At 70.6% G+C, this 20,272-nt stretch carries 23 protein-coding genes; 8 read left to right on the forward strand and 15 right to left on the reverse strand.

The genetic code is table 11. The features are described 5' to 3' along the window. Window positions 1–50: 50 nt before the first annotated feature. The 3 genes from N5I75_RS08005 (at window position 51) to N5I75_RS08015 (ending at window position 1,977) form a co-directional block, all read left to right on the forward strand. On the forward strand, window positions 51–299 hold the full coding sequence (locus N5I75_RS08005; protein ID WP_476675742.1) for a hypothetical protein: 249 nt from the start codon (window positions 51–53) through the stop codon (window positions 297–299). Between the two features lie 62 nt (window positions 300–361). Next, complete coding sequence (locus N5I75_RS08010) at window positions 362–1,501, forward strand: chymotrypsin family serine protease (protein ID WP_476676967.1); 1,140 nt, start codon at window positions 362–364, stop codon at window positions 1,499–1,501. 29 nt (window positions 1,502–1,530) lie between these two features. Next, window positions 1,531–1,977 (forward strand): hypothetical protein, encoded by a 447-nt coding sequence (locus N5I75_RS08015; RefSeq protein ID WP_476675744.1) that lies wholly within the window; start codon window positions 1,531–1,533, stop codon window positions 1,975–1,977. A gap of 293 nt (window positions 1,978–2,270) precedes the next feature. On the opposite strand, the gene N5I75_RS08020 is transcribed toward N5I75_RS08015, so the two are convergent. Further along, the gene (locus N5I75_RS08020; protein ID WP_476675745.1) at window positions 2,271–3,707 is read right to left on the reverse strand and encodes a hypothetical protein; all 1,437 of its coding nucleotides are present in this window, start codon (window positions 3,705–3,707) and stop codon (window positions 2,271–2,273) included. Between the two features lie 244 nt (window positions 3,708–3,951). Here N5I75_RS08020 and N5I75_RS08025 point away from each other — a divergent pair, with 244 nt between their 5' ends. Then, the gene (locus N5I75_RS08025) at window positions 3,952–5,805 is read left to right on the forward strand and encodes an endonuclease/exonuclease/phosphatase family protein (RefSeq protein WP_476675747.1); all 1,854 of its coding nucleotides are present in this window, start codon (window positions 3,952–3,954) and stop codon (window positions 5,803–5,805) included. On the opposite strand, the gene N5I75_RS08030 is transcribed toward N5I75_RS08025, so the two are convergent. Further along, window positions 5,802–6,491 (reverse strand): hypothetical protein, encoded by a 690-nt coding sequence (locus tag N5I75_RS08030; RefSeq protein WP_476675749.1) that lies wholly within the window; start codon window positions 6,489–6,491, stop codon window positions 5,802–5,804. The two genes, N5I75_RS08025 and N5I75_RS08030, sit on opposite strands and share 4 nt — an antisense overlap. Next, window positions 6,488–6,628 (reverse strand): hypothetical protein, encoded by a 141-nt coding sequence (locus tag N5I75_RS08035; protein ID WP_476675751.1) that lies wholly within the window; start codon window positions 6,626–6,628, stop codon window positions 6,488–6,490. The genes N5I75_RS08030 and N5I75_RS08035 overlap by 4 nt, the downstream gene beginning before the upstream one ends. 50 nt (window positions 6,629–6,678) lie before the next feature. On the opposite strand from N5I75_RS08035, the gene N5I75_RS08040 reads away from it, so the two are divergent. Then, window positions 6,679–6,867 (forward strand): hypothetical protein, encoded by a 189-nt coding sequence (locus tag N5I75_RS08040; RefSeq protein WP_476675753.1) that lies wholly within the window; start codon window positions 6,679–6,681, stop codon window positions 6,865–6,867. Here the strand turns inward: N5I75_RS08040 and dapD are convergent. The 12 genes from dapD to N5I75_RS08100 form a co-directional block, all read right to left on the reverse strand. Further along, window positions 6,864–7,853, reverse strand: a complete 990-nt coding sequence (gene dapD / locus N5I75_RS08045; RefSeq protein WP_476675755.1) for a 2,3,4,5-tetrahydropyridine-2,6-dicarboxylate N-succinyltransferase — start codon at window positions 7,851–7,853, stop codon at window positions 6,864–6,866. The genes N5I75_RS08040 and dapD overlap by 4 nt on opposite strands. Window positions 7,854–7,912: 59 nt before the next feature. Continuing rightward, complete coding sequence (locus tag N5I75_RS08050; protein ID WP_476675757.1) at window positions 7,913–8,449, reverse strand: TetR/AcrR family transcriptional regulator; 537 nt, start codon at window positions 8,447–8,449, stop codon at window positions 7,913–7,915. Next, window positions 8,449–8,769, reverse strand: a complete 321-nt coding sequence (locus N5I75_RS08055) for a DMT family transporter (protein WP_394435057.1) — start codon at window positions 8,767–8,769, stop codon at window positions 8,449–8,451. Before N5I75_RS08055 ends, N5I75_RS08050 begins: the two co-directional genes overlap by 1 nt. Before the next feature lie 56 nt (window positions 8,770–8,825). Further along, window positions 8,826–10,217: a hypothetical protein gene (locus tag N5I75_RS08060; protein WP_476675759.1), complete on the reverse strand. Its 1,392-nt coding sequence runs from the start codon at window positions 10,215–10,217 to the stop codon at window positions 8,826–8,828. Between the two features lie 228 nt (window positions 10,218–10,445). Beyond that, complete coding sequence (locus tag N5I75_RS08065; protein ID WP_361081375.1) at window positions 10,446–10,784, reverse strand: metal-sulfur cluster assembly factor; 339 nt, start codon at window positions 10,782–10,784, stop codon at window positions 10,446–10,448. Next, window positions 10,781–11,239, reverse strand: coding sequence for a Fe-S cluster assembly sulfur transfer protein SufU (gene sufU / locus N5I75_RS08070; RefSeq protein ID WP_398197497.1), 459 nt, complete (start codon window positions 11,237–11,239; stop codon window positions 10,781–10,783). The genes N5I75_RS08065 and sufU overlap by 4 nt, the downstream gene beginning before the upstream one ends. A 19-nt stretch (window positions 11,240–11,258) precedes the next feature. After that, window positions 11,259–12,527 (reverse strand): cysteine desulfurase, encoded by a 1,269-nt coding sequence (locus N5I75_RS08075; protein ID WP_398197494.1) that lies wholly within the window; start codon window positions 12,525–12,527, stop codon window positions 11,259–11,261. Further along, complete coding sequence (sufC, locus tag N5I75_RS08080; protein ID WP_361081383.1) at window positions 12,524–13,288, reverse strand: Fe-S cluster assembly ATPase SufC; 765 nt, start codon at window positions 13,286–13,288, stop codon at window positions 12,524–12,526. Before sufC ends, N5I75_RS08075 begins: the two co-directional genes overlap by 4 nt. A 7-nt stretch (window positions 13,289–13,295) precedes the next feature. Then, the gene (locus tag N5I75_RS08085) at window positions 13,296–13,625 is read right to left on the reverse strand and encodes a non-heme iron oxygenase ferredoxin subunit (protein ID WP_476675762.1); all 330 of its coding nucleotides are present in this window, start codon (window positions 13,623–13,625) and stop codon (window positions 13,296–13,298) included. After that, window positions 13,625–14,806, reverse strand: a complete 1,182-nt coding sequence (gene sufD, locus N5I75_RS08090) for a Fe-S cluster assembly protein SufD (protein WP_476675764.1) — start codon at window positions 14,804–14,806, stop codon at window positions 13,625–13,627. The genes N5I75_RS08085 and sufD overlap by 1 nt, the downstream gene beginning before the upstream one ends. A 60-nt stretch (window positions 14,807–14,866) precedes the next feature. Further along, window positions 14,867–16,291: a Fe-S cluster assembly protein SufB gene (gene sufB / locus N5I75_RS08095; RefSeq protein ID WP_394435050.1), complete on the reverse strand. Its 1,425-nt coding sequence runs from the start codon at window positions 16,289–16,291 to the stop codon at window positions 14,867–14,869. Beyond that, complete coding sequence (locus N5I75_RS08100) at window positions 16,288–17,070, reverse strand: helix-turn-helix transcriptional regulator (RefSeq protein ID WP_476675766.1); 783 nt, start codon at window positions 17,068–17,070, stop codon at window positions 16,288–16,290. The genes sufB and N5I75_RS08100 overlap by 4 nt, the downstream gene beginning before the upstream one ends. A gap of 427 nt (window positions 17,071–17,497) precedes the next feature. On the opposite strand from N5I75_RS08100, the gene N5I75_RS08105 reads away from it, so the two are divergent. The 3 genes from N5I75_RS08105 to N5I75_RS08115 all read left to right on the forward strand — a co-directional run bounded on the left by N5I75_RS08105 (window position 17,498) and on the right by N5I75_RS08115 (window position 20,268). Next, window positions 17,498–18,421, forward strand: coding sequence for an ABC transporter ATP-binding protein (locus N5I75_RS08105; RefSeq protein WP_476675768.1), 924 nt, complete (start codon window positions 17,498–17,500; stop codon window positions 18,419–18,421). Continuing rightward, window positions 18,418–19,185 carry an ABC transporter permease gene (locus N5I75_RS08110; RefSeq protein WP_476675770.1) on the forward strand — a complete coding sequence of 256 codons (768 nt, stop codon included), beginning with the start codon at window positions 18,418–18,420 and terminating at the stop codon, window positions 19,183–19,185. The genes N5I75_RS08105 and N5I75_RS08110 overlap by 4 nt, the downstream gene beginning before the upstream one ends. Before the next feature lie 78 nt (window positions 19,186–19,263). After that, window positions 19,264–20,268: a COX15/CtaA family protein gene (locus tag N5I75_RS08115; RefSeq protein ID WP_476675772.1), complete on the forward strand. Its 1,005-nt coding sequence runs from the start codon at window positions 19,264–19,266 to the stop codon at window positions 20,266–20,268. The last annotated feature ends 4 nt before the right edge of the window (window positions 20,269–20,272 follow it).

A 20,272-nucleotide genomic window follows, 5' to 3' on the forward strand; every position in this document is an offset into this window, starting at 1 on the left:
ACCTGCATCACCGCATCACCGCATCACCCGTCTAGGGGGTGGCGAGCCGAGTGGACGCACGCCAGGCACGCGACCTCCATGCCGACCGGCTGCTGCAGCTGGCCAATGTCAACGGGGTCGCCACCGGGAAGGACGAGCACTCGGGCGCGGACGTCATCGTCGTCTTCGTCGTCCGGAAAGTGCCCCGCGACCGGCTCCGTGCGCACGACGTGATCCCCGACGAGCTCGAAGGCGTGCCGGTCCGCGTGCTCGCGGTCGGCGGGCTCGACGCCCAGGAAGAGACGGGCGACGAGCCGTAGGGACCACGTACTCAGGCGAAAGTCAGGGGAAGAGGTGGTCTGGCGTGAACCAGCCCGAATTGATGCGAGGACCCGCCGGCGGTCAGCTCAGCGACAGCTCCCGCCAGCAGGCGACCAGTGACTTCCTGCGGCGCGAGTCGCCGCTCGCCAATGTCGTCGGCTTCGGCCACGGCGTGAAGTGGATCGACGGCAGGCCGACGGGCGAACCGGCGGTCCTCGTCTTCGTGACCCAGAAGCTGCCCGAGTCCATGCTGCCCGAGCGCGACGTCATCCCGCGCCAGATGGACGACGGCACCCCCACCGACATCGTGGCCGTCGGCCAGATCTCCGCCCAGCGGCGCCAGTCGAGGCCGTCGGGCGCCCGCTCCGAGGAGTCCGTCTCCTACGGGCCCGACGGCGGCGTCTCCCAGCAGTTCGGGCAGTACGGGCACGCGCTGCACGAGGACTTCGGGGGCATGGCGACGTTCGAGCCGCAGCTGCTCGTCCGCCGGATGCGGCCCGCGCCGTCCGGGTTCTCCGTCGGCAACGTGGCCGTCACCGCGGGCACCCTCGGCAGCGTCGTCTACGACTTCCTGCCGGGCGCCACCGTCGACCCGCCCGGCGCCGGGCTCGGCACCCCGTCCAAGTTCTACATCCTCTCCAACAACCACGTCCTCGCCGACTCCAACCGGGCCCAGCTCGGCAGCGCCATCGTGCAGCCCGGCACCTTCGACGGCGGCACGAACCCGGCCGACCGGATCGCGACCCTGTCCCGGTTCATCACCATCCAGTTCGCCCCGCAGACCCCGCTCGACCAGCAGAACAACGTGGTCGACTGCGCGCTCGGCGAGGTCCAGTTCCAGGACGCGACCCGCGAGCAGTACTTCAGCGGGGCGCCGCGCGCCTGGCGCCGCAAGGCGAACGTCGCGGTCGGCGACCTCGTCAAGAAGTCGGGCCGCACGACGAACATCTCCTTCGGTCGCATCATCGCGACCGACGCGACGGTCGACGTCAACTACGGCACGGCGGGCACGGCCCGGTTCAAGGACCAGATCATGACCACGAACATGTCGGCGGGCGGCGACTCCGGTTCGCTGGTGACCTCCCTCGACAACGTGGCCGTCGGTCTCCTGTACGCCGGTTCGTCGCAGGTCACCATCGCCAACCACATCGAGAACGTACGCGCGCTGCTGCGCGTCGAGATCGCCGAACTGCTGGCCTGACCACCACACCCCCGAAGGGAGGCCGGTCCATGACCACTCAGGCACGCAAGCAGAAGGGCCAGACCCGCGGCGAGCACCGCTTCCACAATCCGCAGGGCGCGGAGGTCAAGACGCGCGACGAGGCGTTCGCCGCGCAGCAGGACGTGTCCACGGAGGCCGTGTCGGTCGACTGCAAGCTGGAGCTCAACAACGGTGCGGTCACCTTCGCCATCACGGCGAAGATCGACCCCAACACGCACCCCTACGTGGTGACCGGGGGTCAGATCACGTCCGGCATCTGCGGAGCCCCGTGGGACATCACCGGTGGGTTCATCGGTGACACGATCCGGCTCGACGCGAAGCGGGCCGGGCAGGGTTCCTGCGCGAACACGATCACCGTGGTCGGCGAGTACCAGAACCCTCCGGCGTACCGGGGCACGTACGGCTTCGACGGAGCGACGTCATCCTTCAAGCACACGACACGCTATCTCTGCTAGCGGGTGTCGGGCGGGGCTGGTGAGGGCCTGCGCAGGCCCTCACCAGCCCCGCCAGGGGCGCGGGGAACTGCGCGACCAGCCACGACGAAGGCCGCAGACGCGTCTGCCTCGCGAGGTGCTATGGCGCGTGCGGCCTGTACGTGGCTGAGCGCGCAGTTCCCCGCGCCCCTGACGGGGCACAGCTCGCCCCGGACTCAGCCGCGGGCCGACGCGTCTGCCCTCACTCGCGCGTTCGCGTCCGCGGCCACGTCGTGGCTGGTCGCGCAGTTCCCCGCGCCCCTAGGGGGCTCCGGTCAACCGGCGGACGCCGACCTCGCCTTGAAGGCGGCCTTGCGGGCCTCCTTGGCCACCTTCTTGTCCGGGTGGAGGCGGCCCATGGCCTCCAGGACGTCCGCCGTGGCGGGGTGCTCGACGCGCCAGGCCGTCGAGAAGAAGCCGCTGTGCTGCGCGGCGAGCCCCTCGACCAGGGACTGGAGTTCGTCCGAGTTGCCCTCCAGGGAGAGCTGCGCGGCGATCGTGTCGATGGTCAGCCAGAAGATGAGCGCCTCGGAGGGCGGAGGCACGTCCGTCGCCCCGTGCTCGGCGAGCCAGACCCGGGCGAGGCCGCCCAGCTCGGCGTCGTCGAGAACCTCCCGGAGCGCGGGCTCGGCCTCGGCACCGACGAGGGACAGCGCCTGCTGGCAGCGGAGCCGACGCAGAGGCGCCCCCTGATCCGCACCGCGCGCGGCCGCGAGCAACTCCCGCGCCGCGCCGAGCGATTCACGCCGGGCGAGCCACTGCTCGATCTCGGCCTGCGCGGCGGCCTGCGGAAAGGACGACGTGCTGTCGAGGAGCGTGTCGGCCCCCTTGTCGACAAGGTCGCCGACCGCGGGCGCCGCGATGCCCGCCTCCAGCATCCGGGCCCGGATCCCGTACAGACCGAGCGGAGTGAGCCGCACCATGCCGTACCGGGCGACGTCCGCCTCGTCCACCGGCTCGGCCACGGGCTCATCCGCGTCGATCTCCGCCATCAGCGCCTCGTCGACCGGCTGGAACTCCACGAGCCCGACCGGTTCGAGCAGCCGGAACTGGTCGTCGAGCCGCATCATCGCGTCCGACACCTGCTCCAGGACGTCGTCCGTGGGCTCCCCCATGTCGTCGGGGACGATCATCGACGCGGCGAGCGCGGGCAGCGGCACGGGCCCGTCCCCGGCGCCCTCGGAGACGGTCAGCAGGTACAGATTTCCGAGCACGCCCTCCAGGAACTCGGACTCCGCCTCGGGGTCCCAGTCGAGCTGCGAGAAGTCGATCTCGCCGCCGCCCTCCTCCAGGGCGCCCATGATGTCGTCGAGGTCGGGCACGCTCGCGTCGGCGAGGACCGTGTCGAGCGCCCCGAGCCACAGCGCGAGCACGTCGGAGGGCCCGCCGGAGGTGAGCGTCGCCAGCTCCTCGCCGGCGGTGACGGTGCCCTCCTCCTCGTCGACGACCTCGACGAGACCGGTGTCGACGGCGGCGTTCCACGCCTCGCTCGCGTACGCGAGCCCCTCCTCGTCGCCGCCGAGCCCCAGCTCGGCGACGGCGGCGGGCAACTGCTCCTCGACGAGTTCGCCGCCCGCGCCGACGCGGGTCCCGGGCCCGGCCCAGCGGGCGAGCCGCACGGCGCGGGAGAGCAGGGGGGTGGCGAGGGCGTCCCGCGCCAGCTCCGCTTCGGCGGGCAGCCGGACCGGCGGCAGGGGGGAGCTGTCTGACATCGGTGGGTTCTCCTTGGAGGCGTACGGTGCGACCGCTCAGCCTAGACGGATTTGACCCTTTGCTGTCGGGTTCATGTACTCGTCAGATTTCGGCCGCCCCGTATCCACCCGCGAAACCTTGACAACTGCCGGGCTCAGGCCAGAGATTGACGCGCGTAGAAACGGCGCCGTCGACCACCCTCGACCGGCAGCCGCCGCCCCTCGTCCCGGCGCTCGCCACTCGCACGTCCCCGGAGGGATCCCCTTGCCGAGCAAGACCGCTCATCCGCTGCTCTCTGTGTTCTCCCGCTCCCGCCTCGCCGCCCTCGCCGTGACGACCGCCTGCTGCGCGTCGTACGCCGTGGTCACCGCGGGCCCGGCGGGCGCGGCCACGACCGCCGCCATCCACGACGTCCAGGGCTCGACCCGGATATCCCCGCTCGCCGGCCAGCAGGTGACGGGCGTGACCGGGGTGGTGACCGGGGTCAGAACGTACGGCTCGTCCCGCGGCTTCTGGTTCCAGGACACCAAGCCCGACAACGACCCGGCCACCAGCGAGGGCGTCTTCGTCTTCACCAGCTCCGCGCCGACCGTGAAGACGGGCGACGCGGTGACGGTCTCGGGCACGGTGACGGAGTACGTGCCCGGCGGCGCCTCGTCCGGCAACCAGTCGCTCACCGAGATCACCAAGCCGACGGTGACCGTGGACTCGTCCGGCAACGCGGTACCGGTCACGACGATCAGCGCCAAGTCGGTCCCGGCCGCGTACACCCCGGCCGGCGACCCCGCGGCGAACGGCTCGATCAACGGCCTGACCCTGCGCCCGAAGAAGTACGCCCTCGACTACTACGAGTCCCTGGAGGGCCAGAACGTCCGGATCGGCTCGTCCCGGGTCGTCACCGCCTCCGACCCGTACGCGGAGCTGTGGGTCACGGTGAAGCCCCGCGAGAACACGACCGAGCGCGGCGGCGCCCGCTACGGCTCGTACACCTCGCAGAACACCGGCCGCCTGCAGATCCAGTCGCTCGGCGCGGTCGCCGAGTTCCCCGTGGCCGACGTCGGCGACGTCCTGTCCGGCACCACCGAGGGCCCGCTCGACTTCAACCAGTACGGCGGATACACGCTGGTCGCGCGGGAGATGGGCGCGCTGGAGCAGGGCGGTCTCCAGCGGGAGACGACCCGGGCGCAGGCGAAGAACGAGCTGGCCGTGGCCACGTACAACGTCGAGAACCTCGACCCGACCGACGCCACCTTCGAGGAGCACGCGGCGGCGATCGTCACCCACCTGAAGTCGCCCGACATCGTGTCCCTGGAGGAGATCCAGGACAACAACGGCGCGAAGGACGACGGCACGGTCGCCGCCGACGTGACGGTGAACAAGCTCATCGACGCGATCGTCGCGGCGGGCGGCCCCCGCTACGACTGGCGTTCGATCGACCCGGTCGACAAGGCCGACGGCGGCGAGCCCGGCGGCAACATCCGCCAGGTCTTCCTCTTCAACCCGGAGCGGGTGTCCTTCACGGACCGCGCGGGCGGCGACGCCACCACGCCCGTCGGCGTCGTCCGCAGCCACGGCAAGGCCGCGCTCACCGCATCGCCGGGCCGGATCGACCCGGCGAACGAGGCGTGGAAGAACAGCCGCAAGCCGCTCGCGGGCGAGTTCACCTTCCGCGGCGAGCCCGTCATCGTCATCGCCAACCACTTCGCGTCCAAGGGCGGCGACCACCCCCTGACCGCGCAGTTCCAGCCGCCGGTCCGCAGCTCGGAGACGCAGCGCCACGCGCAGGCGGAGTCCGTGAACGCGTTCGTGAAGGACGTGCTCAAGGTCCAGCGCAACGCCGACGTCATCGCCCTCGGCGACATCAACGACTTCGAGTTCTCCGGCACGGCGCAGCGCCTGGAGGACGGCGGCGCGCTCTGGTCGGCGATCAAGTCCCTGCCGCGCGACGAGCGTTACACGTATGACTACCAGGGCAACAGCCAGGTCCTCGACCAGATCCTGGTCAGCCCCTCGATCCGGAAGAAGGGCGCCTTCCGGTACGACAGCGTGCACATCAACAGCGAGTTCCACGACCAGATCAGCGACCACGACCCGCAGGTGCTGCGCGTCCGCCCCTAACCGCTGAGCCCCGACGGCCCGTCTCCGCCGCCCGTCGCGCGGCCGAGGCGGGCCAGCTGGTTCTGGAACCAGTCGAGCCGGGCCTGCAGCAGGGCGGCCTCGGCGGCCAGTTCCGGCACTCCGGCCGCCGGGGAGCTCGCGGCTTCTGTACCGGGCGCGGCGCACACGGCGAGCCCGTCCCCGCCGAGCCGAGCGAACGCGTCGAGGGTCCACCGCTGCCGCCCGCCGACACACCCGGCGCAGGCCGCTTCGAGGACCCGCCGCCCGTCCCGCCCCCACCCGGCGTCGGCGAGCACGGACGCGGTGGCGCCGCACGGGCAAGGTCCGACGGTCGCGGCCCGCACCCGCTGGCGGGCGTACCGGAAGCCGCGCTCGAACCGGATGTAGGCCCCGAGGACGGACACCTCCAGGAGCACGGCCCTGCGGTGCTCGGCGTGCACGAGCAGCCCCTCCGCCGTGCGCCGCTCGTGCACGCAGTGGAACCCGCAGTCGCAGCGCCGGTGCGGGGCGCGGTGCCGGCGCCCGTAGACACAGCGCGCCTCGTCGAGCACGCGGTAGGGCGCCGCCGCGCCGAGGGAGACCCCGAGGAATCCGGCGCGCCCGCCGTCCGCGTCGAGCACGGGGTGCGCGATCTTGTATCCGGTGGGCGGCTCCGCAGGGCGTTCCTCGGGGAGCCGCGCCCTCATCGGACGGCCGGGACCTCGACGGCTTCCGGCAGCGGCTCGACGACGGCGTCGGCCCGCTCCTGTTCCGTACGGGCGGCCTCCGTCTCCTGCGGGGCCTCTTCGGCGATCCCGGTGGCGAGTGCTTTGCCGAGCCTCATGGCGCCTCCCCTGAACGGCCTGCGGTCCGTCTCATGGTGGCGCAGGCGGAATGGCCCAGAAAGGCCGGAACGAGCCGTTCGCTTCCCCGACCGGCCTCCCGGGCGCGGTGACGGCGAAGGCCCTGCTCAGCGACCTCGGCCTGCCGGGCGGCGGCCCGGTCCGCGCGCCACCGCAGCCCGCCGACAGGGATGCGGTCGACGGGCTGCGGAGGGCCTACGAGGAGCTGCTGGGCGCTTAGTTGTGGCTGTGCAGGACCTCGTTGAGGCCACCCCACACCGCGTTGTTCGGGCGGGCCTCGACCGTGCCCGTCACCGAGTTGCGGCGGAAGAGGATGTTGGAGGCGCCGGAGAGTTCACGGGCCTTGACGATCTGCCCGTCGGGCATGGTCACGCGGGTGCCCGCGGTGACGTAGAGGCCCGCCTCGACCACGCACTCGTCGCCGAGCGCGATGCCCACACCGGCCTCGGCGCCGATGAGGCAGCGCTCGCCGATGACGATGCGGACGTTGCCGCCGCCGGAGAGGGTGCCCATGGTGGAGGCGCCGCCGCCGATGTCCGAGCCGTCGCCGACGACGACGCCCGCGGAGATGCGGCCCTCGACCATCGACGAGCCGAGCGTGCCCGCGTTGAAGTTGACGAAGCCCTCGTGCATGACCGTGGTGCCCTCGGCGAGGTGCGCGCCGAGCCGGACCCGGTCGGCGTCGGCGATGCGGACGCCCTTCGGGACGACGTAGTCGGTCATCCGCGGGAACTTGTCGACCGAGGTCACCTGGAGGTGCAGCCCCTCGGCGCGCGCGTTGAGCCGCACCTTCTCGATGTCGTCCACGGCGACCGGGCCGAGCGAGGTCCAGGCGACATTGGGGAGGAAGCCGAACTGGCCGTCCAGGTTCACGCCGTGCGGCTTGACCAGGCGGTGCGAGAGGAGGTGCAGGCGCAGGTAGACGTCGTGGGCGTCCAGCGGCTTGTCGTCCACGGAGGCGATGACCGTACGGACGGCGATGATCTCCACGCCGCGCCGGGCGTCCGGGCCGATGGCCTTCGCGGCGCCTTCGCCGAGCAGCTCGACGGCCTGGTCGGCGGAGAGCTTCCCGGTGCCGGCCGGGCCGGGCTCGGCGGCGAGCTCGGGCGCGGGGAACCAGGTGTCGAGAACGGTGCCGTCGGCGGCCACGGTGGCGAGGCCCGCGGCGACGGCGCCGGTGGAACGAGGAGCAGTCGTGTCGGTCATGAGGGCAACCTAACCGGCCCGGGGTTCCCGAGGCCAACCCGCCCCGGCCCCGTCTCGGGCTACGGGATGAGCCGGGCCAGCATCTCGCGCGCGTACGCGGCGTCGTACTCCCCGCCCGTGAGCAGCACCTGGAGGCAGATCCCGTCCATGAGGGCGACCAGCGCGCGGGCCGTCACCGGGTCCGTGCGCTCGGCCAGCGGACCGGCCAGGTCCTGGCACCAATCGGCGGCGACGGGACGCAGCGCGGGGCGTCGCAGGGCCGCCAGGTACAGCTCGTACTCCAGCTCCACGCCGGTGCGCTCGCCGCTCAGCCACTCACCGAGCAGCCCGGCCAGCTCGTCGGGGAGGTCGAGCGCCGGGTCCTGGAAGGCGCCGCGCGCCGCGACGACCTTGGCGAACCCCTCGTTGGCCTGCCGCAGCGCGGCCACGAGCAGTTCGTCGAGCGTCGCGAAGTGGTACGTGGTCGAACCCAGCGGCACATCGGCCTCGGCCGCGACCGTGCGGTGGCTGAGCCCGGCTATGCCCTTCTCCCCCACCACCCGGATCGCGGCGTCGATGATCCGCTGGCGCCGCTCGGGGTCGTAGCGGCGCGGCATCAGTGCGCCCCGCCCAGATTGAGCAGCACGACGCCGCCGATGACGAAGACGATCCCGGCGACCTTGGCGACGCTCAGCCCCTCCCCCAGGAAGATCATGCCGATCGCGGCGATGACGGCGGTGCCGACGCCCGCCCAGATGGCGTACGCGGTGCCGATCTGGACGGTCTTCAGCGTCTGCGCGAGCAGCGCGAACGCGATCACATACCCGGTGACGGTGATCAGCGAGGGCCACAGCCTGCTGAAGCCCTCGCTGTACTTCATGGCGGTCGTGGCGGCCACCTCCGCGGCGATGGCCCCCGCCAGCAGCACATATCCCATGCGTACGAGTGTACATATCGGTGCGTACGCCCGTACACAACCCGGATCCTCGCGAGCTACGAGACGGTGAACCAGGCGGCCCGCGACTTCTTCCACTCGTCGTGGTCCAGGTCCTTGGCCTCGGTCCCGTCCCCGTACAGATCCGCCGAACCGTCGTCCGTGATCACCTGCACGCGCTGCCCGGACACGGACAGATCCGGTACGGAGACGAGCGCCTCCCAGCCGCCCGGGTCGCTGGTCGGCAGGTCGATCCGCTTGACCGGGGCGTGGCCCGCGACGCCGTCCCACGCGTACAGGGCGTACGGGTCCGCGTTGTCGTCGGCGGCCCAGCTGCCCGCCACGATCAGGTACTGGTTCGCGGCGTTCTTGCGGATGTCGCGGACGGCGAGGCCGCCCAGGTCCAGCTCGATGGCCGTACCGAAGACCGGGGTCGCGCCGCTCGCCACCACCTTGTCCATGTTGGTGACGGGCACGATCAGCCCCTTGCCGCCCTCCTTCGGCGGCACGAGCGGCGCGCGGAAGCCGAGGTAGGCGGTGGAGGTGGAGCCGGGCGCGAACTCCAGCCCCTCGACGTTGAAGCCGTCGATCTGCTTGGGCGCCTGGCCGTCCTCGGTCCCGGCGGCGAACCCGTAGCGGTCGCCGTTGTCCTCGTCCCAGTCGACCAGCTTGTCGCGGAGCTTCTTGTAGGCGTGCGCGTACGTCAGCTCGGTCGCGGCGCCGGAGCCGCTGACCGTCGTGGTGAAGACGGTGTTGCGGTCCGCCTTGTACTCGCCGTCCTTGTTGTTGCCGAGCGAGCCGGTCCAGTAGATGAGGTTCCCGACGCGGGCGGCGCCCTCGATGTCGACCTCCTTGTCCACGCCGATCTTCGACGACAGGTCCCAGGTCCTGACCGGCGCCCCGGAGACTGCGCCGTTGTAGAGGCGCAGAATGTTGGACTCGTCGTCCGCCACGACGACGTAACCGCCGCCCACGTCGACGGCGGCGGAGGCGTCGGAGGAGCCGGTGAGGTACCGGGCGTCGGCCGCGCCGCTCACCGCACCGGAGGCGGCGTAGTGCAGCTTCGTGGTGGCCGAGGAGCCGCCGCTGCCGGTCACCTTCAACGTCAGGTCGGTGTAGCCCTGGCCGCGCGCGGCGACGGAGACGGTGCGGGTCGCGCCGGTGCCGGTGACGGTGACGTCGGTGGTGCGGGCCACCGCCGTCCTGCTGCTGGCGCTCGAGGTGACGGTGAGCGCGGAGGCGTCCGTACCGCTCTGCGCGATCTTCACGGTGACGGTCGGGTCGCCGACCCCTCCGACAGCTCCGCTGAGGTAGGCCGCCGAGAGCGAGATCGTCGGCGTGGCCGAGGCGGCGGCCCCTGCGGGGTGGCCTGCGGCCAGCGCCAGCAGGCCACCGGTGGCGACGGTGACGCTCGCGCGGCGTATGAGGGTGCGCGGGGCGGGATACGGCACGGGCTGCTCCTTCATCGACCTGATGTCGACGGAAGGCTCCGCTCCACGTGCCAACGACCGGTGTCGATCTTCCGTACGGGGGGCGAACAGCGCCGGTCAGGGGCGCGGGGAACTGCGCGACCAGCCACGACGAAAGCCGCGGACGCGTCTGCTCGGTGCGTGAGCAGACGCGTCCGCGGCTTTTCGTGGGCTGGTCGCGCAGTTCCCCGCGCCCCTGGCAGCGCTGGATCAGACGTTGAACCCCAGTGCGCGGAGCTGTTCGCGGCCATCGTCGGTAATTTTGTCCGGGCCCCACGGCGGCATCCAGACCCAGTTGATCCGCAGCTCGTTGACGATGCCGTCGGTCGCGGACTTCGCCTGGTCCTCGATGACATCGGTCAGCGGGCACGCCGCGGACGTCAGCGTCATGTCGATCGTCGCGATGTTCGCGTCGTCGATGTGGATGCCGTAGATCAGGCCGAGGTTGACGACGTCGATGCCCAGCTCGGGGTCGACGACGTCGTACAGGGCCTCGCGGACCTCCTCCTCGGAGGCCGGCTTCATCTCCACTGCCGTGCTGTCACTCATGCGGTCTTCGCCTCCTCCGCGAAAGCTTGCGCCGTCGCGTCCTTCCACGCCATCCAGCTCAGGAGAGCGCACTTCACCCGGGCCGGGTACTTGGAGACCCCGGCGAACGCGACCGCGTCCTCCAGGATGTCCTCCATCGACTCGTCCGGCTCGATCTGGCCCTTGGACTGCATCAGCTCCAGGAACGTCTCCTGGACCTTCCGCGCGTCCGCCAGCTCCTTGCCGACCAGCAGGTCGTTCAGTACGGAGGCCGACGCCTGGCTGATCGAACAGCCCTGGCCCTCGTAGCTGACATCCTCAATGGTCTCGCCGTCGTACTTGACGCGCAGCGTGATCTCGTCGCCGCACGTCGGGTTGACGTGGTGCACCTCGGCGTCGCCGTCCCGCAAGCCCCGCCCGTGCGGGTGCTTGTAGTGGTCCAGGATGACTTCCTGGTACATGGAATCCAGCTTCATCAGTCGACCGTCCTGCCCGCTACCCGAAGAAGTTCCGTACGTGCTCCAGGCCGTCGACCAGTGCGTCGATCTCGCCCGGCGTGGAGTACAGATAGAACGACGCTCGCGTGGTCGCAGGAATTCCGTACCGCAGGCAGACCGGCCGCGCGCAGTGGTGGCCGACCCGGACCGCGATGCCCTGCTCGTCGAGGACCTGGCCCACGTCGTGCGGGTGGATGTCGCCGAGCGTGAAGGAGATCGCGGCGCCGCGCTCCTCCGCCGTCGTCGGACCGATGATGCGCAGGTCCTGCACGTCCTGGAGCCGCTTCACGGCGTACTCGGTGAGCGCCTGCTCGTGGCGCAGGACGTTCTCCATGCCGATGGCGCTGAGGTAGTCGATCGCCGCGCCCAGGCCGATGGCCTGCGAGATCGGCGGCGTACCGGCCTCGAACTTGTGCGGCGCGGGAGCGTACGTCGACGAGTGCATCGAAACCGTCTCGATCATCTCGCCACCGCCGAGGAACGGCGGAAGGTCCTCAAGCAGCTCCTGGCGTCCCCACAGCACGCCGATGCCAGTCGGGCCGCACATCTTGTGGCCGGTGAAGGCCACGAAGTCGGCCTGGAGCGCCTGCACGTCCAGCGGCATGTGCGGCGCGGCCTGGGAGGCGTCGACGAGGACGAGCGCGCCCACCTCCTGGGCGCGGCGCACGATGGCCTCGACCGGGTTGTGGGTGCCGAGGATGTTCGACACGAGCACGAAGGAGACGATCTTCGTCTTCTCCGTGATCACCTCGTTGATGTTGGACAGGTCGAGACGGCCGTCGTCGGTGAGGCCGAACCACTTCAGCTTCGCGCCGGTGCGCTGCGAGAGCAGCTGCCACGGCACGATGTTGGAGTGGTGCTCCATCTCCGTGATGACGATCTCGGTCTCGTGGTCGACCTTGTACGGCTCGTCCGCCCAGCCCAGCATGTTGGCGACGAGGTTCAGCGACTCCGAGGCGTTCTTCGTGAAGATGACCTCGTCGCGGCTGGGCGCGTTGATGAACGCGGCGACCTTGTCGCGGGCGCCCTCGTAGAGCGCCGTGGCCTCCTCGGCGAGGACGTGCACGCCGCGGTGGACGTTGGCGTTGTGCTGCTCGTAGTACTCGTTGAGCACGTCGAGCACCTGGCGCGGCGTCTGCGAGGTCGCCGCGTTGTCCAGGTACACGAGCTTCTTGCCGTCGTGGATCGTGCGATCCAGGATCGGGAAGTCCTTGCGGATCGCCTCGGTGTCGAGGAGGCCGGTGAGCCCCTGGTGGGCCACTGTCACGCTGATACGCCGCCCTTCGTGTACTTCTCGTAGCCCTCGGCCTCAAGAGTGTCGGCCAGCTCGGGACCACCGGACTCGACGATCTTGCCCGCCGAGAAGACGTGCACGAAGTCCGGCTTGATGTAGCGCAGGATGCGCGTGTAGTGCGTGATCAGCAGGGTGCCGACCTCGCCGGTCTCGCGGACGCGGTTGACGCCGTCCGACACCTGGCGAAGGGCGTCGACGTCGAGGCCGGAGTCGGTCTCGTCGAGGATCGCGATCTTCGGCTTGAGAAGCTCCATCTGGAGGATCTCGTGGCGCTTCTTCTCACCGCCGGAGAAGCCCTCGTTCACGTTGCGCTCGGCGAAGGCCGGGTCCATCTGGAGCTGCTCCATCGCGCCCTTGACCTCCTTCACCCAGGTGCGCAGCTTGGGGGCCTCGCCGCGGATGGCGGTGGCGGAGGAGCGCAGGAAGTTGGAGACGGAGACGCCGGGGACCTCGACCGGGTACTGCATGGCGAGGAACATGCCGGCGCGGGCGCGCTCGTCGACGGACATCTCCAGGACGTCCTCGCCGTCGAGGGTGACGGTGCCCTGCGTGATCGTGTACTTGGGGTGACCCGCGATGGAGTAGGCGAGGGTCGACTTGCCGGAGCCGTTCGGGCCCATGATGGCGTGCGTCTCGCCCTGCTTCACGGTGAGATCGACGCCCTTGAGGATCTCCTTCGTGGCGTTGTCGGCCTCGACGGTGACGTGCAGGTCTCGGATTTCAAGCGTTGCCATGGGTGCCTCAGGACTCCTGGGAGAGGGAGACGAGCACGTCGTCCCCTTCGATCTTTACGGGGTATACGGGGACGGGGCGCGTCGCGGGAAGGCCGGACGGCTTGCCGGTGCGGAGGTCGAAGGCGGAGCCGTGCAGCCAGCACTCGATCTGGCAGTCCTCCACCTCGCCCTCGGAGAGCGACACGTTCGCGTGGCTGCAGATGTCGTTGATCGCGAACACCTCGCCCTCGGTGCGGACGACCGCGACCGGCGTGCCGTCGAGCTCCACCCGCTTGGGGGTGTCCTCGTCCAGCTCGCTCAGTCCGCAGGCGCGCACGAACACGGGGGTGTCAGTCATCAGACCGACGCCTCCAGCTCTTCGGCGATCTTGGCGAGCAGGCGCTCCTCGATGTCCGGGACACCGATCTGCTGGACCAGCTCGGCGAAGAAGCCGCGCACGACCAGGCGACGCGCCTCGTCGGCGGGGATGCCGCGGGCCATCAGGTAGAACAGCTGCTCGTCGTCGAAGCGGCCGGTCGCGGAGGCGTGGCCGGCGCCGACGATCTCGCCGGTCTCGATCTCCAGGTTCGGCACGGAGTCGACGCGGGCACCGTCGGTCAGAACCAGGTTCCGGTTCATCTCGTAGGTGTCCGTGCCCTCGGCGGCGGCCTCGATGAGAACGTCACCGATCCAGACGGCGTGCGCGTCGTCGCCCTGGAGCGCGCCCTTGTAGACGACGTTGGACTTGCAGTGCGGGGTGTTGTGGTCGACCAGGAGGCGGTGCTCCTGGTGCTGGCCCGCGTCGGTGAAGTAGAGGCCGAACAGCTCGGCCTCGCCGCCGGTGGCCGCGTACTGGACACGCGGGTGCAGGCGGACCACGTCACCGCCGAAGGTGACGACGACGGACTTGAAGGTGGCGTCGCGGCCGACCAGCGCATTGTGCTGGGCGACGTGGACGGCCTTGTCGTCCCAGTCCTGAACGGAGACGACCGTCAGCTTCGCGCCGTCGCCGATCAGGTAGTCGACGTTGGCGGCGATCAGCGCGTCACCGGTGTGGTCGATGACGACGACGGCCTCGGCGAACGCACCCAGCTCCACGACCGTGTGGCCGTAGCGCGTGCCGCCCTCGCCGTGCACGCGGATGCGGATCGGCTCGCTCAGCACCGTCTCCTTGGGCACGGAGACGACGGAGGCCTGCTCGAACGACGAGTACGCCTGCGCGGCGACACGGTCGACGGGCTTGCCGGCCTTGCCGACGCGGGCGTCGTCCCGGCCGACCGTCTCGACGCTGACGCCGGCCGGCGCCTCCACGTCGACCTTGACGCCGGTGCCGGTGGCGACGGCGGTGCCGTCGTGCAGGCCGCGCAGCCGCTCCAGCGGCGTGAACCGCCACTCCTCCTCACGGCCGTGCGGGACCGGGAAGTCCTCGACGTCGTAGGAGGGGGGCGCGCTCATGCGCGTGGCGACGGTCGACTCGGCGGCCACCGCGATGGTTCCGGCGGTCGTGGAACCACCGGGGATGTTCTGAGCCTCAGCCATGGCTGTCGTAGCGCTCGCTTTCATACGTAAGGGCTTGGCGGGTGGATCGGGTGGCTGAGGTCAGCCGACCGAGCCCTCCATCTGCAGCTCGATCAGCCGGTTGAGCTCAAGGGCGTACTCCATGGGCAGCTCCTTGGCGATCGGCTCGACGAAGCCGCGCACGATCATCGCCATGGCCTCGAACTCGCTCAGGCCGCGGCTCATCAGGTAGAAGAGCTGGTCCTCGGAGACCTTGGAGACGGTCGCCTCGTGGCCCATGGAGACGTCGTCCTCGCGGACGTCGACGTAGGGGTACGTGTCGGAGCGGGAGATCGTGTCGACGAGCAGCGCGTCGCACAGCACGTTCGACTTCGAGCCCGGGGCGCCCTCGCCGATCTCGACGAGACCGCGGTAGGAGGTGCGGCCACCGCCGCGCGCCACGGACTTCGAGACGATGTTGGACGACGTGTTCGGCGCCATGTGGACCATCTTGGAGCCGGCGTCCTGGTGCTGGCCCTCGCCCGCGAAGGCGATGGAGAGCGTCTCGCCCTTGGCGTGCTCACCCATGAGGTAGACGGCGGGGTACTTCATCGTCACCTTGGAGCCGATGTTGCCGTCGATCCACTCCATGGTCGCGCCCTCGTACGCCACGGCGCGCTTGGTGACCAGGTTGTAGACGTTGTTCGACCAGTTCTGGATGGTCGTGTAACGGCAGCGGGCGCCCTTCTTGACGATGATCTCGACGACCGCGCTGTGCAGAGAGTCGCTCTTGTAGATCGGCGCGGTGCAGCCCTCGACGTAGTGGACGTAGGCGTCCTCGTCGACGATGATCAGCGTCCGCTCGAACTGGCCCATGTTCTCCGTGTTGATACGGAAGTAGGCCTGGAGCGGGATCTCGACGTGCACGCCCTTCGGCACGTAGATGAAGGAGCCGCCGGACCACACGGCGGTGTTCAGCGCGGCGAACTTGTTGTCACCGGCCGGGATGACGGTCCCGAAGTACTCCTTGAAGAGCTCCGGGTGCTCCTTCAGGGCGGTGTCGGTGTCGAGGAAGATGACGCCCTGCTCCTCCAGGTCCTCGCGGATCTGGTGGTAGACGACCTCGGACTCGTACTGGGCCGCGACACCGGCGACGAGGCGCTGCTTCTCCGCCTCCGGGATGCCGAGCTTGTCGTACGTGTTCTTGATGTCCTCGGGCAGGTCCTCCCAGGACTCCGCCTGCTTCTCCGTGGAGCGCACGAAGTACTTGATGTTGTCGAAGTCGATCCCCGACAGGTCCGAGCCCCAATTCGGCATGGGCTTCTTGCCGAACAGCTTGAGGCCCTTGAGACGGAGCTTGGTCATCCACTCCGGCTCGGACTTCTTGGCGGAGATGTCCTTGACGACGTCCTCGTTGATGCCGCGCTTGGCAGAGGCACCGGCCGCGTCGGAGTCTGCCCAGCCGTATTCGTACTTGCCCAGGCCCTCGAGCTCGGGGTGGGCAGTCTCCTCGATGGGGAGAGTCATGCGGGGTTCCTCCCGGCGGTGCGTGCAGATGCGTTTGCGTTGATATCGGTCTTCAGGGTGTTCTTGCCGGCCTTCACACCGCTCCGCGGGATGAACGTCGTGCAGACGCCGTCGCCGTGGGCGATGGTGGCCAGCCGCTGTACGTGCGTGCCGAGGAGCTGCGAGAACATCTCCGTCTCGGCCTCGCACAGCTGCGGGAACTGCTCGGCGACGTGGGCGACCGGACAGTGGTGCTGGCAGAGCTGCTCGCCCTGTTGCGGAAGGGGCGCGCTGCGGGCCGTAGCAGCGTACCCGTCCGCGCTCAGCGCCTTGGCCAGGGCCGCGGCGCGGTCACCGGCCGGGGCGCCCTCCACCGCCGCGCGGTAGGCCTCGGCCTGCGCGGCGAGCCGGGCGCGGGCGAAGGCGACGACCGCCTCGTCCCCGCCGGACTGCTCCTGGATCCAGCGGAGCGCGTCCGCGGCGAGCTTGTCGTAGGACTGGTCGAAGGCGTCCCGGCCGCAGTCGGTCAGCGCGAACACCTTCGCGGGCCGCCCGCGCGTGCGCGCGCCGTAGACCCGCTGCTCGCGGGCCTCGACCACGGCGTCGGCCGCGAGGGCGTCGAGGTGGCGACGGACGGCGGCCTGGGTGAGACCGAGGCGTCCCGCCAGATCGGCGACGGTCGACGGGCCGTGGTCCAGGATGGAGCGCGCGACCCGGTTCCGCGTCGAACGCTCACCGGTCGCGAGCTCTTCCTGAGGGGCCCCCGAGGGTGCCTCCTGAGCCTCGCCGACGTTTTTCACAACGCCATTGTTGCGTAATTCCTCAGACCCTGACAAGCGGAGTCCTTGGCGGACGGCGGTGCGGTACATCACTTAGGCAAGCCTAAGTGGACACGCGGCGTGACCTGGGCAAACGATCTTTGATCGATCATCGCAGGTGGGTGGGGTGCGGGTGGGCGAGGCGCCGTAGGGGTTGCGGACCGTGGGCGTGCGTGAGGTGCGTCGTGGTTGCTCGCGCAGTTCCCCGCGCCCCTGAGGGCACGGCCTGTCGGCCAGCCCCTCAGGGGCGCGGGGAACTGCGCGGCCAGCCACGACGCGACCCGCAGACGCCCCCACCCGCGCAACCCCCACGGCGCCTCGCCCACCCGCGCCCGAATCGCTGCGGCACCGCACCATGCCCGCGACCCGCGCGCCGCGCATCGGGTCGGCCTCCCTAGACTTGCTCACCATGCGAAGCGACCCCGTCGTCCGGATCTCGAGTCTGGTCAAGCGGTACGGAGACAAGACCGCGGTCGACGGCCTCGACCTGGAGACCGGGCCCGGGATCACGGCCGTGCTCGGCCCCAACGGCGCCGGGAAGACCACCACCGTCGAGACCTGCGAGGGGTACCGCAGGCCGGACTCCGGCACGGTCCGGGTGCTCGGGCTCGACCCCGTCAGGCAGGCGGCACAGCTGCGCCCCCGCATCGGGGTGATGCTCCAGTCCGGCGGCGTCTACTCCGGCGCCCGTGCCGACGAGATGCTGCGCCACATCGCCAAGCTGCACGCCCACCCGCTCGACGTGGACGCCCTCATCGAGCGGCTCGGGCTCGGCTCCTGCGGCCGTACGACGTACCGGCGCCTCTCCGGCGGCCAGCAGCAGCGGCTCGCGCTCGCCATGGCCGTCGTCGGGCGGCCCGAACTCGTCTTCCTCGACGAGCCGACCGCGGGGCTCGACCCCCAGGCCCGGCACGCCACCTGGGACCTGGTCCGCGACCTGCGCACGGACGGCGTCTCGGTCATCCTCACCACGCACCACATGGACGAGGCCGAGCAGCTCTCCGACGACGTGGCGATCGTCGACGCGGGCAAGGTCATCGCCCACGGCTCTCCCGAGCAGCTGTGCCGCGGCGGCGCCGAGAACACCCTGCGCTTCTCCGGCCGCCCCGGCCTGGACGTGGCCTCCCTCCTCAAGGCGCTGCCCACCGACTCCGCCGCGGCCGAGCTGACCCCGGGCTCCTACCGCGTGACCGGCAAGGTCGACCCGCAGCTTCTGGCGACAGTTACTTCCTGGTGCGCGCAGCACGGCGTGATGCCGGAGAAGATCTCCGTCGAGCGGCACACCCTCGAAGACGTGTTCCTGGAACTGACCGGCAAGGAGCTGCGCGGATGAGCGCCGGTACCTACACCCCGAAGCCCGGCGCGGCCCCGCTTAGCCGCATGATCGCCGCGCAGGCCGTCCTCGAGACGAAGATGCTGCTCCGCAATGGCGAGCAGCTTCTGCTGACCGTCGTCATTCCGACGCTCCTCCTTGTGCTGTTCTCCTCCGTCGACATCGTGGACACCGGCTCCGGCGAGGCGGTCGACTTCCTGACCCCGGGCATCCTGGCGCTCGCCGTGATGTCGACGGCGTTCACCGGCCAGGCCATCGCGACCGGCTTCGAGCGCCGCTACGGGGTCCTCAAGCGGCTCGGCGCCTCCCCGCTCCCCCGCTGGGCCCTGATGACCGCCAAGACCCTCTCCGTGCTCGTCACGGAGGTGCTTCAGGTCGTCCTGCTCACGCTCATCGCTTTCGCGCTCGGCTGGTCGCCGCACGGCAACCCGTTCGCCGTGCTGCTGCTCCTGGTCCTCGGCACCGCCGCCTTCTCCGGGCTCGGCCTCCTCATGGCGGGCACGCTCAAGGCGGAGGCCACGCTCGCCGCGGCCAACCTGGTGTTCCTGCTCCTGCTCGTCGGCGGCGGCGTCATCGTGCCGCTCGACAAGTTCCCGGACGCCGCACAGTCGGTCCTCGGCCTGCTGCCCATCTCGGCGCTCTCCGACGGCCTCCGTGACGTCCTGCGGGACGGCGCCGCGATGCCCTGGGGCGACCTGGGCATCCTCGCGGTGTGGGCGGTCGTGGGGCTCGGCGCTGCGGGCCGTTTCTTCCGCTGGGAGTAGGCGGCGCGCCCGTAACCCGCGTCACAATCGGCCCGCTTTCGTCCCCCTCGTGAAGCCGTGCACAAGCGGCCCCCTACGATGGTGCGCGTGCCCAACGTGACCCGCGCCGACGCCGCCCAGGCGATCCGCAACCCGCTTCGCTTCATCGCAGAGCGCTGGACCCCCACGCAGCGGACGGTTCAGCGAGCGGCCATGTCCGCCGTCCTGATGACGGTCGTCATCGTCGTGACCGGCGGCGCCGTGCGCCTGACCGGGTCGGGCCTCGGCTGCCCGACCTGGCCCAAGTGCACCGACGAGTCGCTGACCACGACGAGCGAGATGGGCTTCCACGGCGTCATCGAGTTCGGCAACCGCCTGCTCACGTACGTGCTGTGCGCCGCGGTCGGCTGGGCGATCATCGCCGCCCGCTCGCAGAAGCCGTGGCGGCGCCCGCTGACCCGGCTCGGCTGGACCCAGTTCTGGATCGTCATGGGCAACGCGGTGCTCGGCGGCATCGTCGTCCTGGTCGGCCTCAACCCGTACACGGTCGCGGCCCACTTCATCCTGACGACCGCGCTCCTCACCGTCGCCGTGCTGATGTGGCAGCGCACCCGCGAGGGCGACGCCGAGCCGCGTCCGCTGGTCGGCGCCGCGATCAAGCAGCTCGTCTGGGTCCTGGTCGTGGTGACGGGGCTGCTCGTCGCGGTCGGCACGGTCGTGACCGGCGCGGGCCCGCACGCGGGTGACTCCAGCGACGTGCACCGAATGCCGCTGGACTGGGAGACGGTGGCGAAGGGCCACGCGGTCCTGGCCTGGATCGTGGTGACGCTGACGTTCGCGCTCTGGTTCGTCCTGAAGGCCGTCGACGCCCCGAAGGGCCCGCTGCACCGCACCCGCGACCTGTTCCTGATCCTGCTCGCCCAGGGCGTCATCGGCTACGTCCAGTACTTCACGGACCTGCCCGAGATCCTCGTCGGCCTGCACATGCTGGGCTCGGCCCTGGTGTGGATCGGCGTCCTGCACGTCCTGCTGTCGCTGCGCGAGCGCCCGCAGGTCACGGCGGGCGTCCCGGCCCAGGCGGACCCGGAGCTGTCGGCGGTCTGACCCG

Source organism: Streptomyces sp. R818 (assembly GCF_056172735.1).

What these genes read in the sequence shown, in the direction of transcription:
- sufC (WP_361081383.1), bottom strand. Translation starts at nt 13,288, where the DNA reads ATGGCAACGCTTGAAATCCGAGACCTGCACGTCACCGTCGAGGCCGAC.
- dapD (WP_476675755.1), bottom strand. Translation starts at nt 7,853, where the DNA reads ATGACCGACACGACTGCTCCTCGTTCCACCGGCGCCGTCGCCGCGGGC.
- N5I75_RS08020 (WP_476675745.1), bottom strand. Translation starts at nt 3,707, where the DNA reads ATGTCAGACAGCTCCCCCCTGCCGCCGGTCCGGCTGCCCGCCGAAGCG.
- N5I75_RS08010 (WP_476676967.1), top strand. Translation starts at nt 362, where the DNA reads ATGCGAGGACCCGCCGGCGGTCAGCTCAGCGACAGCTCCCGCCAGCAG.
- N5I75_RS08035 (WP_476675751.1), bottom strand. Translation starts at nt 6,628, where the DNA reads ATGAGGCTCGGCAAAGCACTCGCCACCGGGATCGCCGAAGAGGCCCCG.
- sufB (WP_394435050.1), bottom strand. Translation starts at nt 16,291, where the DNA reads ATGACTCTCCCCATCGAGGAGACTGCCCACCCCGAGCTCGAGGGCCTG.
- N5I75_RS08085 (WP_476675762.1), bottom strand. Translation starts at nt 13,625, where the DNA reads ATGACTGACACCCCCGTGTTCGTGCGCGCCTGCGGACTGAGCGAGCTG.
- N5I75_RS08055 (WP_394435057.1), bottom strand. Translation starts at nt 8,769, where the DNA reads ATGGGATATGTGCTGCTGGCGGGGGCCATCGCCGCGGAGGTGGCCGCC.
- sufD (WP_476675764.1), bottom strand. Translation starts at nt 14,806, where the DNA reads ATGGCTGAGGCTCAGAACATCCCCGGTGGTTCCACGACCGCCGGAACC.
- N5I75_RS08110 (WP_476675770.1), top strand. Translation starts at nt 18,418, where the DNA reads ATGAGCGCCGGTACCTACACCCCGAAGCCCGGCGCGGCCCCGCTTAGC.
- N5I75_RS08050 (WP_476675757.1), bottom strand. Translation starts at nt 8,449, where the DNA reads ATGCCGCGCCGCTACGACCCCGAGCGGCGCCAGCGGATCATCGACGCC.
- N5I75_RS08015 (WP_476675744.1), top strand. Translation starts at nt 1,531, where the DNA reads ATGACCACTCAGGCACGCAAGCAGAAGGGCCAGACCCGCGGCGAGCAC.
- N5I75_RS08105 (WP_476675768.1), top strand. Translation starts at nt 17,498, where the DNA reads ATGCGAAGCGACCCCGTCGTCCGGATCTCGAGTCTGGTCAAGCGGTAC.
- N5I75_RS08040 (WP_476675753.1), top strand. Translation starts at nt 6,679, where the DNA reads ATGGCCCAGAAAGGCCGGAACGAGCCGTTCGCTTCCCCGACCGGCCTC.
- N5I75_RS08030 (WP_476675749.1), bottom strand. Translation starts at nt 6,491, where the DNA reads ATGAGGGCGCGGCTCCCCGAGGAACGCCCTGCGGAGCCGCCCACCGGA.
- N5I75_RS08115 (WP_476675772.1), top strand. Translation starts at nt 19,264, where the DNA reads ATGGTGCGCGTGCCCAACGTGACCCGCGCCGACGCCGCCCAGGCGATC.
- N5I75_RS08065 (WP_361081375.1), bottom strand. Translation starts at nt 10,784, where the DNA reads ATGAGTGACAGCACGGCAGTGGAGATGAAGCCGGCCTCCGAGGAGGAG.
- sufU (WP_398197497.1), bottom strand. Translation starts at nt 11,239, where the DNA reads ATGAAGCTGGATTCCATGTACCAGGAAGTCATCCTGGACCACTACAAG.